The sequence below is a fragment of the Psychrosphaera haliotis genome (assembly GCF_009728465.1).
Taxonomy (GTDB): Bacteria; Pseudomonadota; Gammaproteobacteria; order Enterobacterales; family Alteromonadaceae; genus Psychrosphaera; species Psychrosphaera haliotis.
Genome location: NZ_WOCD01000002.1, coordinates 171611 through 188988, shown reverse-complemented (window position 1 = coordinate 188988; position 17378 = coordinate 171611). Strand labels below are relative to the sequence as shown.

The 17378-nt window shown below is 38.6% G+C and carries 14 protein-coding genes and 5 pseudogenes; 9 read left to right on the top strand and 10 right to left on the bottom strand.

Features of this window, described 5'->3' with window-relative positions; all coding sequences use genetic code 11:
• From GNP35_RS04525 to GNP35_RS04505, 5 genes and pseudogenes are all read right to left on the bottom strand, one after another.
• Positions 1–164: pseudogene (locus GNP35_RS04525) on the bottom strand (transcriptional repressor); the annotation flags it as partial.
• Positions 165–274: 110 nt separating this feature from the next.
• Positions 275–1711 (bottom strand): annotated as a pseudogene (gene rimO / locus GNP35_RS04520) (30S ribosomal protein S12 methylthiotransferase RimO).
• Between the two features lie 107 nt (positions 1712–1818).
• Entirely contained in the window at positions 1819–2052 is a 234-nt protein-coding gene (locus tag GNP35_RS04515) for a hypothetical protein (protein WP_155694912.1), read from the bottom strand.
• A gap of 359 nt (positions 2053–2411) precedes the next feature.
• Positions 2412–2846 (bottom strand): energy transducer TonB, encoded by a 435-nt coding sequence (locus GNP35_RS15505; RefSeq protein ID WP_155694910.1) that lies wholly within the window; start codon positions 2844–2846, stop codon positions 2412–2414.
• The gene (locus GNP35_RS04505; RefSeq protein ID WP_155694908.1) at positions 2819–2956 is read right to left on the bottom strand and encodes a hypothetical protein; all 138 of its coding nucleotides are present in this window, start codon (positions 2954–2956) and stop codon (positions 2819–2821) included. Before GNP35_RS04505 ends, GNP35_RS15505 begins: the two co-directional genes overlap by 28 nt.
• 212 nt (positions 2957–3168) lie before the next feature.
• Between GNP35_RS04505 and GNP35_RS04500 the strand changes: the two genes are divergently transcribed.
• A complete protein-coding gene (locus GNP35_RS04500; RefSeq protein ID WP_155694906.1) occupies positions 3169–3504 on the top strand; it encodes a glycoside hydrolase family 3 N-terminal domain-containing protein in 336 nt (111 codons plus the stop codon).
• 55 nt (positions 3505–3559) lie between these two features.
• Positions 3560–4182: pseudogene (locus GNP35_RS04490) on the top strand (glycoside hydrolase family 3 N-terminal domain-containing protein).
• 76 nt (positions 4183–4258) lie between these two features.
• Here GNP35_RS04490 and GNP35_RS04485 read toward each other — a convergent pair.
• A complete protein-coding gene (locus GNP35_RS04485; RefSeq protein ID WP_155694900.1) occupies positions 4259–4783 on the bottom strand; it encodes a hypothetical protein in 525 nt (174 codons plus the stop codon).
• Between the two features lie 204 nt (positions 4784–4987).
• Here GNP35_RS04485 and GNP35_RS16495 point away from each other — a divergent pair.
• Positions 4988–6360, top strand: a pseudogene (locus GNP35_RS16495) (SLC13 family permease).
• 143 nt (positions 6361–6503) lie between these two features.
• On the opposite strand, the gene fldA reads toward GNP35_RS16495, so the two are convergent.
• The 4 genes from fldA to GNP35_RS04460 form a co-directional block, all read right to left on the bottom strand.
• On the bottom strand, positions 6504–7028 hold the full coding sequence (gene fldA / locus GNP35_RS04475) for a flavodoxin FldA (protein WP_155694897.1): 525 nt from the start codon (positions 7026–7028) through the stop codon (positions 6504–6506).
• A gap of 4 nt (positions 7029–7032) precedes the next feature.
• Complete coding sequence (ybfE, locus tag GNP35_RS04470) at positions 7033–7317, bottom strand: LexA regulated protein (RefSeq protein WP_155694895.1); 285 nt, start codon at positions 7315–7317, stop codon at positions 7033–7035.
• Between the two features lie 3 nt (positions 7318–7320).
• A complete protein-coding gene (locus GNP35_RS04465; RefSeq protein WP_155694893.1) occupies positions 7321–7539 on the bottom strand; it encodes a DUF2788 domain-containing protein in 219 nt (72 codons plus the stop codon).
• 116 nt (positions 7540–7655) lie between these two features.
• Positions 7656–8423: an alpha/beta fold hydrolase gene (locus GNP35_RS04460; RefSeq protein ID WP_155694891.1), complete on the bottom strand. Its 768-nt coding sequence runs from the start codon at positions 8421–8423 to the stop codon at positions 7656–7658.
• A gap of 180 nt (positions 8424–8603) precedes the next feature.
• Here GNP35_RS04460 and seqA point away from each other — a divergent pair, with 180 nt between their 5' ends.
• From seqA to GNP35_RS04430, 6 genes and pseudogenes are all read left to right on the top strand, one after another.
• Complete coding sequence (gene seqA, locus GNP35_RS04455) at positions 8604–9269, top strand: replication initiation negative regulator SeqA (protein WP_155694889.1); 666 nt, start codon at positions 8604–8606, stop codon at positions 9267–9269.
• A 9-nt stretch (positions 9270–9278) separates the two neighbouring features.
• Positions 9279–10935, top strand: a pseudogene (gene pgm, locus GNP35_RS04450) (phosphoglucomutase (alpha-D-glucose-1,6-bisphosphate-dependent)).
• Positions 10936–11130: 195 nt separating this feature from the next.
• A complete protein-coding gene (locus GNP35_RS04445; RefSeq protein ID WP_155694887.1) occupies positions 11131–13617 on the top strand; it encodes a glycogen/starch/alpha-glucan phosphorylase in 2487 nt (828 codons plus the stop codon).
• A 169-nt stretch (positions 13618–13786) separates the two neighbouring features.
• Positions 13787–14848, top strand: coding sequence for a succinylglutamate desuccinylase (gene astE, locus GNP35_RS04440; RefSeq protein ID WP_155694885.1), 1062 nt, complete (start codon positions 13787–13789; stop codon positions 14846–14848).
• 335 nt (positions 14849–15183) lie between these two features.
• The gene (locus GNP35_RS04435) at positions 15184–16395 is read left to right on the top strand and encodes a thiamine pyrophosphate-dependent dehydrogenase E1 component subunit alpha (protein ID WP_155694883.1); all 1212 of its coding nucleotides are present in this window, start codon (positions 15184–15186) and stop codon (positions 16393–16395) included.
• Positions 16395–17372, top strand: a complete 978-nt coding sequence (locus GNP35_RS04430; protein ID WP_155694881.1) for an alpha-ketoacid dehydrogenase subunit beta — start codon at positions 16395–16397, stop codon at positions 17370–17372. Before GNP35_RS04435 ends, GNP35_RS04430 begins: the two co-directional genes overlap by 1 nt.
• Positions 17373–17378 lie beyond the last annotated feature (6 nt).

Here is a 17378-nt window from a genome sequence, read left to right as displayed (position 1 = left end):
TGCATCATCAAATTGATTTAAAACACGATAGATTGTTGCTAAACAAATTCTTCGTCGTGCTCTAACATTAATTTATATAAATCTTCCGCACTTATATGCTCATCTTTTAAAGACTTTAATAGCTCTAAAACCTTTAGGCGAGGAGAGGTTACCTTTAATCCGGCGTTTTAGTTGAAGATCATTTTCACTCATAACTTTCTTTCTTTTTTATTGGTCTAATTTCATTATACGCATAACACTCAATATTAGAACCGCAAATACGGCTCTAATCGGATTATATAATATTAAGCAATTTGACCCAAAGGTCATATTCGTCTGAATGTTCAATTAAAACATCAAACTAAGTCACCTGGTTTACATCTTTCTCTTCATTTAAGTAACCATACCATCAATTTCTGGTGCATCTGCGTAACAACGACCAATGGCACCTTCTTCATCAATTTCATCAATCAATACTTTCATTGTAGTACCAATACGAGCTTTTAATTTAGCAGTGCTAATTGCTTGTTGTTTTTCCATGAAACGAATGTATCGTTCTTCTTTAACTTCTTCAGAAACATCACCACCAAGCTCATTAGCTTTAGCCCTTCAACTGGGCTGTATTTAAAGCAACCAACTCTGTCTAGTTGAGCTACATCCAACCAGTCTAGCAACATTTGAAAGTCTTCTTCAGTTTCACCAGGGAAACCAACAATGAAGGTTGAACGTATGACAATCTCAGGGCAAATATCTCGCCATTTTTGAATGCGTTCTAATACTCTTTCTGCTTGTCCTGGGCGTTTCATCGCCTTTAATATTTTAGGACTGGCATGTTGAAAAGGTATGTCTAAATACGGTAATAATTTACCTTCAGCCATTAACGGTATTGTTTTATCAACAGAAGGGTAAGGGTAAACGTAATGTAAGCGAACCCACATACCCATTTCGCCAAGCTTTTCACATAGTGTTTTCATGTCCGTTTTAATCGGCATGCCGTTCCAAAAATCCATTTTGTGTTTAACATCAACACCGTAAGCACTTGTATCTTGTGATATTACTAATAATTCTTTTACACCTGCCGCTTTTAAACGTTCCGCTTCTGATAAAACTTCTCCAATTGGACGGCTAACTAAATCTCCGCGCATTGAAGGAATTATGCAGAACGTACATCTGTGGTTACAACCTTCAGATATTTTTAGGTATGCAAAATGTTTTGGAGTCAGCTTAACGCCGTGATCAGGAATTAAGTTTTCAAAAGGGTTATGTTCAGGTTTAGGGAGGTGTTCGTGTACTTGGTTAAGTACTTCTTCGTAGGCATGTGGACCGGTAACTGCTAATACGTTAGGGTGAATCTCTCTGATTTCATCATCCTTAACACCCAAACAACCAGTCACGATAACGCGGCCGTTTTCTTTTAACGCTTCGCCAATGGTATCTAAAGATTCTTGAACGGCACTATCAATAAAGCCACAAGTATTAACAATTACCAAATCTGAATCATGGTAAGTATTAACCACCTCATAACCTTCAGTACGAAGTTGAGTCAAAATACGCTCTGAGTCGACTAAGTTTTTAGGACAGCCTAAACTTATGAAACCGATTTTACTCCCTACATCAAAAGATTGACCTTCCGTTAACGTCGCCGCACCTTGTGCTTTATTTTGCTCTGCAATTACTTTAACTGGAGTCTCAAGCGTTGTTGTTTTGTTTGGAGTGAATTTTCGACTGTCATACTTTGCCTTCTTTAATTGAACGTTCGAGCAGGGCTTTTAAAACAGCCCTGCCGAATTTGCGCAAGATTATACAGGATAGAAGGGTGCCTGAGTAGTAATACCTGTATTAACTATTGAGCTCAACTAATTTGAAACTGGCTCCTTTATTGCCATCAATCAATACTTGGCATTTACCCCAAGATATAGGGATTAACCACTGATTGTTTTCCTCGATAGTAAAGACATTACGTTTATTATCACAACGAACATCTAACTTATCTAAATCACCATTTATGTCTTGAATTACAAACGAGTTACGGGAAAGTCTATGGCTCCAAGTACCTGCTTTGGTAAGATTCACATCACGAATAATAAGATTATCACTAGCAATGTGTTGTTCATTTTTTCAACAAAAGGGGCTAGTGCTTCTTTCGTTTTTAAAGCTTGCTCAGATTTTAAATGCTTTAAACTATTAAAGGTATAGAGCGCGTCGTTAAATCGTTGTTGATCAGCTTCAATAATAAACATTCTATGCAAATTACGTATGGTTGTAGCCTCAGGTAACCTGCTGTTATATTTATCATGTTTGGGCTTTTGAGTCGCTTTGTAGAGATGTTTTAACTCATTTTTTTTTCTCCAATCAGAAAAAATACTCCGATTGTAAATAATGAAACCAAGTTATTTCAGTTAAATTAGACTCTCCCGCCCACTCAGCGTTTGCTAATTCAAGCCCAACTTATCAGCTTCTTTGTTTTCCAATAATTTAGCCGCACTGTTATAAAATGTGCTGAATTTTTCTGATACGCCATTATTATTGATTGAAAAATCAAACTGTAGCTTTGTATCGCACTGTTGTATTACTTCGCCATCTTTTTCGGCAGGTGTGTATTTCCATTTTTTAATCGCTCGCAATGCAGCGCGTTCAAACGCAACGTCACCGGCTGAATCTATTACCGTTGGCTCAAGAACCGAACCGTCTGTATCAATTATAAAACTCATTTGCACCCAACCTTCTCTTCCACGTTTCGCAGCGCTTGAAGGGTATCTTGGAGCTTTCTTATCAACAGGTTTTGCGTCAACTATGGACTCAACTAAACGTGCCGTTTTGATATCAGAATCTGGAATGTCTAATTTGGAACTTGCATGCACATGCACTGAGATACTAATGCAAGCGCTACTGAACTAAGCTTTTTGATGCTGTGTGAGTTGATACGTGAAGTGATACGTGAATTGGTGTGTGTGACGTTACGTGAAATATGTTTCATATTATTCCCTCAATATTGATTGATTCAATTATTGTTTATTATTTGTCACTTTGCAAACTAGAGATGTTGACATAATTAATGTACTAATTGGTTTAAATTACGTAGGATCGGCAATAACTCTTAATATAGTCGTCAATAAGTCACAGGTGTACATTGTATAAAAAAACTCACTATTAGTTTGTATTCAGGGTCTAACCTTAAGCGCATTAGAAATGAATCGGTTAATGCACCCATTAGTCGGTGGCGTAATTCTGTTTTCTAGAAACTTTGAAAACAGCAAACAGTTAAGAGAGTTAGTACGCCAAATAAAAAACATCAGAGACGGAGAGTTAGTTGTATCCGTTGACCAAGAAGGGGGACGTGTTCAGCGTTTCCAAACCGATGAGTTCAGTAAAATTCCAGCAATGGGCCACTTTTATAATTACTTCCTGAAGCATGACAAGTTAGAAGATGACTCTTTTGTTAGAGAGACACTAAATAGCGCAGGTTATTTAATGGCAATGGACTGTATAGCTCATGACATAGATTTAGCTTTGCTCCAGTATTGATTTAGAGCGCGGTTCTGACGTTATCGGTGACAGATCATTCCATACAGATAAAGAAGTGGCTTTAACGTACGCGAGTTACTTTATTGAGGGGTTAAAGCAGGCAAATTTCCCATCAATTGGAAAACATTTTCCTGGTCATGGTTCTACAAAAGAAGACTCACACTTTCACTCACCTATAGACAAAAGAAACTTTGCAGACATTATTGAAAACGACGGGAGTGTTTTAAAAAGCTCATAGAAAAAAACATGCTTGATGCGATAATGCCAGCACATATTATATTCGAACAAGTAGATAGCAAGCCAGTGGGTTATAGCTCAATGTGGCTTGAGGAAATCCTTAAAAGTCGTTTCGGGTTTGATGGTTGTATTTTTAGCGATGACTTGTCAATGGTAGGTGCTGGGCAAAGTCAAAGAGGCGATCTTAGTTATAACTCTCGTTACTTAAGAGCAATTGAAGCTGGTTGTGATGTAACTTTAATTTGCAACCAACCAAAAGAAGTTGATCAGTTTATTAACAGCGTAGACCCTAAACAGGTAGAAGTATCAAAATCTGGATTGGCGCTGTTGTCATCTTATCAAAATAGCTCGCTAGTAAAATCAAATAAAAGCGAGCCATTAGAAAGTAACAACTTAAAGTTAAGCACTGCACGAGAGCTTATGGCAGATATTTTATCTTAATTACATTCTCCACCGTTATAACGGTCTTGTAGTTTTTTGCTCGTTATTGATGATTCACGAGTATTATTTAGTTTAGCTACAACATTTTTGAAACCACATTTGACTCTGTTTTTCTTGAAAGTTGAAATGGTGTGGTGCGTTGCGTAACGATTTCAATTCTTTCTATGCCATCATCTACAGGGGCTTTTAATTTAATAACGTCGTTTTTATTAAAGCGTAGAGGGACCTTTTGGCTAACTAAGTTTGATTGTTCGTCTTCAACCCAAACCATAATTTGGTTTTCAGTATTTGATGCACGCAATAAATGCTGTTTTGACTCGTTCAATTTTACTTTTATAGGCAGAAATGCTTCTTGAACTTTATCGGAAGAGCTATCCTTGGACTGTAAGGCTCTTAAATAAAGTATGTGTGGGCCAGGTTTAATTCCATTTCCGTCGGTACGCTTTCCATCAAAACCGACAACACCGACATAAAAAACACTAGTGTCATTCTTAGTTAGCAAATAATTTATTGATGTTGCTTTAACATTGTCTGATTCATTAGGAGAAGTCGCACAGGCATTTATAAGCAGTGAAAAGAATGCTAGGTAGATGATTTTCATTAAATTTATCCTTATCTAATTTGTGGTTAACTTTTAAAATTAACCTATCCATTCGCAACTTAATATGTATAAAAAAAAACCATTTATCAACTTAAAGTTTAAACATGGGTAAGTTTATGTCTAAAAAACTCTTAGAAACTATAATTGTATAGTCCATGGTGGTATAAATTAGCAATTCTTGAAGTAAACTAACATGGAGTATTGATGCTTTTAAGAAAGCAGAATTTAATTTGGCTAGCACCACTCATTGCATTTTGTATAGGGTTTTTAACTGCAGAGCTTGGTCAACCTAAAGCAATTGCCATAACGTTAGCGATAACCGTTTGGGTTGGAATATGGTGGGTAACAGAAGCGGTACCTATTCCGTTTGCTTCACTTGTTCCTTTTGTGTTTTTACCAGCATTTGGAGTTATAGACTTTAAAGAAGCCTCTTCGGCATTTGGTAGTCATGTCATCATATTATTAATGGGTGCATTTCTATTGGCGAAGGGTCTTGAATCCAGCGGGGTTCATAAACGGATCGCGTTTAACATTATTAATGCTATTGGCGGTACTAGCGCATTTCGAATTGTTTTTGCCTTTATGGTGGCCAGTAGTGTTTTGTCTATGTGGATCTCGAATACGGCAACGGTATTAGCTCTAATCCCCGTTGCTACGGCAATTGCTCTATCTGCTAACAACAGAGACTTTGCAGTAGCCTTGTTATTAGGATTAGCATTTTCGGCAAGTATTGGTGGAGTAGGTACATTAATCGGCACACCACCTAATGTTATATTTGCATCGGTATATGAAAGCTACGCTGGCAACGAGTTTGGTTTTGTTCATTGGATGAAATACGGCGTTCCTGTAGTAATAGTTACCATTCCTGTTGTGGCGCTTTATTTGAGCAGGGGCATCACTCTAAATCACAAACTAGAACTGCCTGAGGTTGGAGAATGGCGCACGAGTGAAAGACGTGCACTCATTGTTTTTTGGTTATTGCTTTACTGTGGATTTTTAGGAAACACCCTTTTGGAGGTTGGTCCGAACTTACGGGAATGACACTCGTTGGTGATGCAACAATTGCGTTGTTTGGCGCTATGTTAATGGCAATTGTTATTGGCGATGATAACAAGCCTATTTTGAATTGGCAGCAAGCCAAAACAATTCCTTGGGATATGCTCATTTTATTTAGTAGTGGTATTTGTCTAGCTAAAGGTTTTGCTGCGTCGGGTTTAAGCGAATTAATAGGTAGTCAACTTTCTTCAGCTTTTGCATTACCATTATTCTTTTTATTATTGGCGTTGTGTCTTAGCTTGTCGTTTTTGACCGAGGTGACTTCTAATACCGCGACGGCAACCTTGTTCATGCCAATTCTAGCAAGTGTAGCTATTGAAAAGGGCATTCCAATGGAGCTTATAATGATACCGGCTGTAATATCTTGTAGCTTTGCTTTTTGTTTACCCGTTGCAACGGCCCCAAACAGCATCGTATTTGCATCTGGGCAGTTAACAATTTCAGACATGGCTAAAAAGGGTGTAGGTTTAAATATCATTGGTGCGGTTATTGTTTCAACGGTGGTTTATGTAATTCACTAGCGCTACCTTAGTACGAATGAGCCAATCATTAGGTTGGCTTAAACTCTAGATACAAAAAAACCAGCAATGTAGTATTTACACTTGCTGGTTTTTTATTGCTTTAAAAAGAAAGCTTAATACTTTCTCAAGCGGTTAATTCGTTATTAGGCCAATTCGTCTAAACACATCTCTTCACGAATCTGAGCACACCATTGCTTAACACGTTGCTCTGTTAGCTCAGGCTGTCTATCTTCATCAATTCCTAAGCCAACAAAATGGTCAGCATCTGCCATGCCTTTAGAGGCTACAAAATCATAACCAGCAGTAGACCATTGACCCAATAGCACCGCACCTTTAGTTTCTACAATGTCACGAACCATGCCCATCGCATCTAAGAAATACTCTGCGTAATCTTCTTGATCGCCACAACCAAAAATAGCAACAAGCTTTCCGTCGAAGTCAATTTGCTCTAGCTCTGGGAAAAAGTCATCCCAGTCACACTGCGCCTCGCCGTAATACCAAGTCGGGATTCCAAAAAGAAGTAAATCATATTCAGCGATTTCTTCTTTAGTGCTTTTTGCCACATCGTGAACGTCAATTAGATTTTTACCTAACTCTTTCTGGATCATTTTTGCGATATGTTCAGTATTACCAGTATCGCTACCAAAATAGATGCCTACACTTGCCATCGGATTAACCTTCTAATAAATTTTTTAATGATTCTTCAATTAACTCTGCTAATAATTCGCTGCGGCTAATCCCGCGTTCTTCTGCTATTACCGTTGCATCGTCATAAATTTCTTTGTGCAGCTTAATTTCTACACGTTTTAAACCAGCTTGCTTATCTCGAGTAAGCTGATTTTTTTTATTAATTCTTATTTGCTGTTCACGACTGTATGGCGACGATTTTGGTCTGCCTCTTTGTTTATCAGTTGCAAACAGATCTATAGTTGTTCTATCTATTGTAGCTTTAGCCATTTACTATAAACCGTTATTTTCCCAGAAAAATTGAATAATTCCTTTTGCAACAAAACCGGCGCAACCTAAAAATAGTACCAACCAAACAAAGACCCTGCCAAATTTTGGAACATCGCCTTTTTTTAAAACGTCTTGTATGGCTAAGCCGATAAATACAAAAATGCCTAAAAAGAACAAGTTAAGACCGATTGTTTCTGCTATTGCATACTGCTCTGGTGTCATTACTTCACTACCTTAAAAGAACATTAACGACGTTTTATTCGCTTTACTTTGTTGCTGGTTTGGACGCAAAGACCCAAACGGCGGCGGATTTTAACAAATTTAAAGAGTTATTTCAGCTATTCAGATAAAAAATCTCTACATATTTTTACAAATGCAACTGAGCGTTCTGCATGTAGCCAATGTCCCGCTCCATTTATAGTTTTAGCTTTGGTATTAGGGAACCGCCCAACAATCTCACCTCGATGTTCCGGCAATACATAGCTAGATTCGCTACCTATAATAAAAAGAGTTGGGCCAGAGTATGTCCCTTCACGGTTACTTTTTATTAGTTCATTGTAGTCTGAAGACAACTGGTCTAAATTAAATCGCCACATCCACTCTCCAGGTTTAGATTTATCTCGTACTAAACTCTTCAACAAAAAGCTTCGAACGCCTGGTTCATTGATCTTTCTCGCTAAAATTTCGTCGGCGTCTTTTCTATTTTCCAATGTGGATAATGGCACTGCCTGCAAACTGGAAATAATGTCATCATGTCGCGGTTTATATTGCACGGGGGCGATATCCGCAACGATTAACTTAGATATTAACTCGGGATTTGCCAAAGCAATTTCCATCGCAATTTTACCGCCCAGCGAATGTCCCAATATTTGTACAGGACCAACATTCAGCTGTTTGATAAAATCACTTACCGCGTTTGCCATGTTTGCGATTGAAAGTGGTACGACAGTATCTGAGTCACCATGTCCAGGTGCATCAATTAAGTAGACCTTATGCTCATCACTAAGTTCTCTAGCAACGGCTTTTAAGTTGTCTGACGTGCCGAACAAACCATGAATTATGATCAACGGTTTTCCTTCGCCCATGGATTGGTAATTTATTGTCATCAATTTGCCTTAATTAATTTAGGTTTATTAACCTATACTTTGACTTTATTTTCCCTTACACCACTAATTAATGCAATTAGGCTTTAAGAGCAACTTTGATTCTGGTTATAATGAGTTATTCCTTAACATTTCTGTTAACGATCATTTTAAACAAATAATAATTAGTAATGATTGGATTTTATGAAAACTATTCAGATAGACGATGATTTATATCAATTCATCGCAGCAAACACACAAAAAATAGGCGAAAGCGCCTCAGATATTCTTAGAAGACTGTTGTGGGAAAATACCCAATCTAAGCAAGTTGAGGTAACACTTCAACCTTCTGCGGCAACAACTTCAAAGGTTAGTAGCTCAAAAAATGACAATGTCTCAGAGATAAACAACCAACCTGTTGTTGATTCATCAGTTAAAGTAGATGCTCCCGATACTAAAGTGGAAATAGCTCCATTAGTAGAAGAACCTGAAACACAAGACGACCAAGTTTTAGAACCTTCAATTTGTAAAGATACCACTGTATTTAACTTGCTCAATAAAGAAGAAGTAGCAACTCAAAAAGGTGCAGTAGGGCGTTTTCTTTTCATACTCGGTAAACTGCATCGTGCGCACAATTCTAATTTTAACAACGTACTTGAAATTAAAGGCCGTGAACGTAATTACTTCGGTTTGTCGGCGTCTGAATTAGAAGCAAGCGGCAGTAGCATCAAACCAAAACAAATTCCAAATAGTGATTACTGGGTAACGACAAATAATAATACACCTAGAAAGAAGTTTATTATTTTTGAAGTGGCTAAACATCTTGGTTACGAAGAAACGGACGCTGAAAAGCTACGTGAACTAATTTAAGGAATCAATATGGCATTGCACGAACGAGCTGGTTTGCCGGCGTTACCTGAAGACCTAATTAATGTTCCAAGGTTGATGGCGAGTTATTATTTAAATGAGCCGGATGTTGAAAAATACCCTGAACAGCGCGTTGCCTTTGGCACGTCTGGCCATCGTGGTTCAGCGCTTAATACAACATTTAACGAAAGCCATGTGTTAGCAATCACCCAAGCGATATGTGAATACCGTATTGAACAGCACTATGAAGGCCCGGTTTATTTAGGCTTTGATACGCACGCTTTATCAGAAGCAGCTTTTGCTTCAGTTATCGAGGTTTTAGTAGCCAACGAAATTCAGGTCGTGGTGCAGGCTGGTTTAGGTTATACGCCTACTCCTGTGATATCCAATTTGATTATTGAGCACAATAAAGACCATCCAGCATTTTTGGCTGATGGCATTATTATCACGCCGTCGCATAATCCTCCCCAAGATGGTGGGATTAAATATAACCCGCCGCATGGTGGCCCGGCTGACAGTAAAGTTACTAAGTGGATTGAAGATCGAGCAAATCAACTACTGATTGAAGACTTAGCCGACGTTAAACTATTCCCTTACAGCCAAGCATGGAATACAGGTTACGTTAAAGAGCAAGACTTTATTGCTGACTATGTTAGCGGCTTAGAAACGCGTCATTGATTTTGTAGCTATCCGTAAAGCGGGTATTAAAATAGGCGTTGATCCTTTAGGCGGTTCTGGTATTCACTATTGGCCAGAAATAAAGGCACAATATGGTATTGATTTAAACCTGGTAAACGAAATAGTAGACCCAACTTTCTCTTTTATGTCTTTAGATAAAGACGGAAAAATTCGTATGGATTGTTCGTCAGAAAAAGCGATGGCGAGCTTAATTGATCTTAAAGAACAGTTTGAAATCTCCGTTGCAAACGATCCAGACTATGACCGCCACGGCATAGTGACTAAAACGCACGGGCTTATGAACCCAAATCATTATCTATCTGTTTGTATTGATTATTTATCTAAGCATCGCCCAGAATGGGACGCAAACCTTAAAATAGGAAAAACGTTAGTTTCAACCTCTATGATTGACCGTGTTGCTAAAGCCAACGGCAAAGATGTTGTAGAAGTACCAGTGGGTTTTAAATGGTTTGTAGAGGGATTATCTAATCACCAGCTTATGTTTGGTGGAGAGGAAAGTGCAGGTGCGAGCTTCTTAACGCGTTACGGTGACGTTTGGTCAACGGATAAAGATGGCATTATTTTAGCCTTGCTAGCGGTGGAGATCACAGCTGTTACAGGACTGAATCCGTCAGAATACTATGACAAGCTTGTAGAAGATCATGGTAAACCTTTTTATAAGCGAATTGATGCGCCAGCGAGTCCAGAGCAAAAGTCTGTACTTTCATCATTATCACCAACTGATATCACATCAAACATGTTGGCAGGTGAAGAGATAGTCTCAATACTTACTCAAGCGCCTGGGAATGATGCACCAATTGGTGGCTTAAAAGTGGTTACTCAAAATGGTTGGTTTGCTGCTAGGCCATCGGGTACAGAAAATATATATAAAATATATATGGAGAGCTTTATTGGTGAATCGCACTTAGCCAAAATTGAAAAAGAAGCGCAACAAATCGTCGCGTCAGCTTTTAATAGCAAAGGCTTGTAGTCTTTAATTTACCTTGAATTTTTGGCGTGCAAACGTATGTAGGTCAAAAATTCAGGTCATCGGCTTGGTCAAAAACCCGCTTACCTATATATTCCTTCCCCATATTTTGACTATTCTTGAACTCAAGCTCCTCAAATATTTTCTTTTGAGCATAATTCAAATAATGCTGAGTCTTGAAACAAAAGGGCAATTCACATGGCGAATAACAGCAAAACTTCATTTCCACTTACAGCGGACGTAACCGCTGCAGCGTTTAAGGATTCTATACTTAAACATCTTAATGCAACGCACGGTACTGATGTAAATAAGGCAACCAACAGAAGTTGGTGGGACGCAGTATCTTCTGCGTTAAATGAGTATGTTTACAACAGCCTTAGCCAAACCCAAAGAACTTATTTTGAAAACGATACGCGAGCAGTACATTACTTTTCGTTAGAGTTTTTGATGGGACGTTTAACGGGCAATAACCTACACAACTTAGGTTTGTATACCGTTGCACAAGAAGCGCTTAAAGAATTAGACATTAATATCGAAACTTTGGTAGACGAAGAAGAAGATATGGCGTTAGGAAATGGTGGTTTAGGTCGTTTAGCAGCTTGTTTTATTGACTCTTTAGCTACGATGCATTTACCAGCGGTTGGTTATGGTATTCATTATGAACATGGCTTGTTCCGCCAAGAGTTTCAAGATGGTCACCAAATAGAGAGACCAGACAGTTGGCGTGAATACGGCAATCCATTTGAGATTTGTCGTCCGGAAAACGTTCAAGAAATACCTGTTTATGGTTACGTAGAAACTAAATTTGATGACAACGGACATATTGCTAAAGTTTGGCATCCAGGTCGTGTTATTAAAGGTGTTCCTTGGGATGTACCAGTTGTAGGTTATGAAGGTACTAACGTAAATATTCTTCGTTTGTGGGAATCTCGTGCATCAGACTTCTTTAACTGGGATGTATTTAATGCCGGTGGTTACCATGACGCTCATAAAGAAAATGTAGAGTCAGAGACCGTTTCTAAAGTGCTTTACCCAAATGATGAAACAGAAGCTGGTAAAGAGTTGCGCTTAATTCAGCAATACTTCTTTAGTGCTTGTTCATTAAAAGACATTATTAATCGCTATCAGCGAGCTCACGGTGAAGATTGGAGCAAGTTTAGTGCACAAGTAGCGGTTCAGCTTAACGATACCCATCCAGCTGTGGCGATACCTGAACTAATGCGAATTTTGGTTGATGAGTTTAATCAAGATTGGGATTACGCATGGAACGTATGTCGCGAAACATTTAGTTATACTAACCACACTTTATTGCCAGAAGCATTAGAGAAATGGTCTGTAAGCTTGTTTGAAAAAGTGTTACCGAGACATTTAGAAATCATTTATGAGATTAACCGTCGTTTCCTAAACGATGAAGTTGAAGCTAAGTGGCCAGGCAACGATACAATTAAGTCTAAGCTTTCTATTATTGAAGAAGGCCATGAACGTATGGTTAGAATGGGTAACTTAAGTGTTATTGGTTCTAATAAAGTGAATGGTGTTGCTGAAGTTCACTCAGCGTTGGTTAAGAGTGATTTATTCCCTGAGTTTGATGCACTTTGGCCAGAAAAACTAACAAACGTAACCAATGGCGTTACACCAAGACGTTGGTTAAAAGCTTGTAATCCTAAATTATCAGAGTTAATCGACGCGACAGTTGGCGATAAGTGGCCAACAAACTTAGAGTTATTGCGTGACTTAGATAAAAAAGCGGACGATGCTGAATTCCAAAAGCAATTCATGGCCATTAAACATGAAAACAAAGTAGAGTTAGCATCCGTTATTAAAGAGTTAACGGACGTTGAAGTAGATCCTTCAGCTATTTTTGATATTCAAATTAAGCGTTTACATGAATACAAACGTCAACACTTAAACTTATTGCACATCATGGCTTTATATCGTCGTTTATTGCAAAACCCAGACTACGATATGCACCCTCGTGTGTTTATCTTTGGTGCTAAAGCGGCGCCAGGATATAAATTGGCTAAAGATATTATTTATGCCATTAATAAAGTAGCTGACAAAGTGAATAATGACGAGCGTATAAAAGGCAAACTTAAAGTTGTATTTTTACCAAACTATCGCGTTTCGTTAGCAGAGAAAATGATCCCTGCGGCTGATGTTTCTGAACAAATATCAACAGCGGGTAAAGAAGCGTCTGGTACTGGTAATATGAAACTGGCGCTAAACGGTGCAATTACTATTGGTACGCTTGATGGTGCAAATATAGAAATCGCCGAAGAAGTTGGTGAAGACAACGTTGTTATTTTTGGTTTGACGGTTGATGAAGTTAAAGCCGTTAACAAAGCCGGTTATAGCCCTTGGGACTATTACTACGCAAACCCAGAGATTAAAGCGGTATTAGACTGGTTCGAAACTGACTACTTTACGTCAGGTAAGCCAGGTGAGTTAGCATCAATCAAGCACAGTCTTTTGGAAGGTGGTGATCCTTATTTATGTTTAGCGGATTTTGACGGTTACTCTAAAGCACACGAGCAAGTTAATGCTAAGTACATTGACAAGCAAGGTTGGGCGAAGAGCGCGATTCTAAACACAGCTTATATGGGCAAGTTCAACTCTGACCGTTCTATACAAGACTATGTAGACAGAATCTGGAAATTAAAATCTTACCCAGTAAAAGTAAACTAATTTACTTAAGTTAATTTACTTAGGTTAACTCCCTTAAGTGAGTTCAGAAAAAGCCCAGTCAGTCTGGGCTTTTTTGTATCTGTTTACCGAAAGCTTACTGGGGTTATGTAAATTCGTTGGATTTGATAAGATATAACTTCATCAATATATTTTTAGGACTACTCCCTACATGGCTACTACGTTTGATTTAATTTCACCAGACTTCCTGACGATTACTAGAAATAATGAATGGCATTTAGATGCGTTCAATGTTCCTAACGAACTTTATAACGTTCAAGTTTGGGATACAGGTGTTATCTATTTCTCACCTAAAAATAACGCCTCAGAACAAGAACAAGCATTTGTTTTCTCTTCTGCCATTCATGGAAATGAAACAGCGCCTATAGAAATATGTACCGATATTATTAATGATTTGGTTAGTAATACTTTGGCAATTAAACACCCAGTACTTTTCATTTACGGTAACCCAGCAGCTATTAACATTAGCGAGCGTTTTGTTGAAGAAAATCTAAATCGTCTGTTTAGTGGTCGTCATACGAAAGCAGATCCAGAGAGTAACGCTGCGTTACCATTTGAAAATAAAGAGTGTGAAAGAGCCGCTAAACTTGAAGAATATGTAACACGCTTTTTTGAGTTGCACCCGCAGGCAGAACGAACACACTATGACTTACATACCGCAATTAGAGATTCTGCTCATGAGAAGTTTGCTGTATATCCGTTTATTCATGGTAAACCTTGGAAAAAGCAGCAATTTGAAATTTTACGCGCAATGGGTGTGACTACCTTCTTGTTAATGGAAAAGGCTGCCACCACCTTTAGCTACTATTCATCAAATGAACACAAAGCAAATTCATTTACGGTTGAGCTAGGAAAAGTACGACCGTTTGGTGAAAATGATCAAACCAAATTTGCATCGGCAAAGCAGACTCTAATAAACCTTTTAAAAGGCACACACTTTGATGGTGAGTCTTTTGATGCTACTAATTATCAAATAATGACAGTTTTTAGAGAAATTAATAAAACCGATGAATCATTTGAACTGTCCTTTGCCGACAATGTAGCGAACTTTACGGAGTTTAAAAAAGGCCAGGAGTTAGCAAAAGAAAAGGGCGAAGCGATTGTCGCAAACGAAGATGGCGAAGCGATTGTATTTCCAAATGCGCACGTTGCAATTGGCCAACGGGCATTGTTAACTGTGCTACCTACTGATATCTCAAATAACTTGGTTTAATACTAAAAGCCTAAGTCTTAAACCTTATACTTGAAATCTAAAAGCGCTGCCTTAGCGCTTAAATCTACTTTGACAATCTAGCCCGAACTTTTACCTTAATAGCTTCGGGTTAGGCATTCTTATTCACCTTGGCTTAATAATTAGCCAAAAGTGGCAATTTTTCTGAACACTTTTCATTCCTAAACTATTTACTCTAAAAGCCCTAAAAATTGAACGTGTAGCCCGTCACAGGTAAAGTCCTGCTCAATATAAATAATCTAAAAAAATAGCAATTGTGAAAGCATTAACACCAACTATTTGTTCGGTGGCTTTGCATTGAAAGGGGACAAGTCTAAATGGCTAAGTTATTAAACGTCGATAATCCAAATAACACGTCAAAAAATGACACGTTAAACTTGGAGTTCGTAGATGAGCACGCGTTGGCTATTCCAACATTTAAAATGTTAGATGATAATGGTGAGCTATACAAAGACGCACAAGCATCATCGATGGATAAAGAGACGGCGATTCGTATATACGAAACGATGCGTTTTATTCGTGTTTTTGATGAACGTATGTTAGCGGCACAACGTCAAGGCCGTGTAAGCTTTTACATGCAATGCTTAGGTGAAGAAGCAGCTGTTACAGGCAGCGCTGCAGCACTTGAAGATAAAGACATGATTTTTGCACAGTACCGTGAACAAGCTGCATTAGCTTATCGTGGTTTTACGCTTGAGCAGTTCATGCACCAAAACTTTTCAAATGAGAAAGACTTTGGTAAAGGCAGACAAATGCCAATTCACTACGGTTCAAAAGGACTGAATTACTCTACAATTTCTTCTCCTTTGGGCACGCAAATCCCTCAAGCGGCTGGTTATGCTTATGGGCAAAAGCTGAAAGGCGATAAAGCCTGCACAATTTGTTATTTTGGTGAAGGCGCTGCGTCTGAAGGCGATTTCCACGCTGGGTTGAATATGGCAGCAGTTCATAGCGCGCCAACGTTATTCTTTGCTAGAAACAATGGTTACGCGATATCAACGCCCGCTTCAGAGCAATTTAAAGGCGATGGCATTGCAGTAAGAGCGGTTGGTTATGGCATGAAAGCATTACGCGTTGATGGCGTAGATGTATTAGCTGTATATGAAGCGGTTAAAAAAGCGAGAGAATTTGCAGTTGAAAACAATGCTCCTGTGCTTATTGAGTCAATTGCATATCGTTTAGCAGCGCACTCAAGTTCAGATGATCCTACTGGTTATCGCGAAAAAGAAGAAGAAGAAACGTTCCGCGCAAATTGTCCTATTGAACGCTTTAGAAGGTACATGTTAAAGCAAGGTTGGTTAGACGAAGCAGAAGATGAAGCAGCTAAAGAGAAAATCAAAGCCGATGTATTAAGTGCTTTAAAAGTAGCTGAAAAAGTTGCTAAACCTGCTCTTGAAGAAATAGTAACTGATGTTTATGAAGACGTTCCTTTGCACTTACAAAAGCAATACGAGCAACTAAAACAACACATTTTGAAATACCCAGAAGCTTATCCTGCTACTGCAAGTCGTATAGAGGAGACTAAGTAATGGCTAAAATGAATATGTTACAGGCAATTAACTCTGCATTAGCAATTGCCATGGAAGAAAATGAAAACGCTTGTGTGTTTGGTGAAGACGTCGGCGCTTTTGGCGGAGTATTTAGAGCAACGAGTGGTTTACAAGAGAAGTTTGGTAAAGATCGTGTTTTTAATACGCCACTAGTTGAACAAGGTATCTTAGGTTTTGCTAATGGCTTGGCTGCACAAGGTACGTTAGCCATTCCAGAAATTCAGTTTGCTGATTATATTTTTCCAGCCTTTGACCAAATCGTAAATGAGACCGCTAAGTTTCGTTTCCGTTCTGGTAATGAGTTTAATGTTGGCAATCTAGTAATTCGTACACCATACGGTGGCGGCATTCATGGTGGTCTTTATCACTCACAGTCACCAGAAGCTTATTTTGCACATACACCTGGCTTAAAGTTAGTGTTCCCACGAAACGCTTATCAAGCAAAAGGCTTATTGGCGGCGAGTTTAGAAAGTAACGACCCTGTAATCTTTTTTGAACCAAAAAGGTTGTACAGAGCGTCAGTTGGCGATGTACCTGAAGGTAAATATACAATTCCATTAGGTAAAGCTGAAATCGTTCAACAAGGTACTGATATCACTCTTTTAGCTTGGGGTGCTCAAGTTGAGATGCTAGAAAAAGCCGCAGAAATGGCGTCTAAGGATGGCATTTCTTGTGAGATTATTGACTTGCGTACGGTTGCACCTTGGGATGTTGAAACGGTTTCTCAATCTGTAATTAAAACAGGACGCTTAGTGGTTTCTCAAGAAGCGCCATTAACGGGTGGTTTTGCTTCAGAAATTGCAGCAACTATTCAAGATGAGTGTTTCTTGCACTTAGAATCGCCAATTGAAAGGGTTTGTGGATTAGATACACCTTATCCATTAGCGCATGAAAAAGAATATATGGCCGATCATCTAAAAGTTTACGAAGCGATAAAACGCTCTATTAACTACTAATCTGGA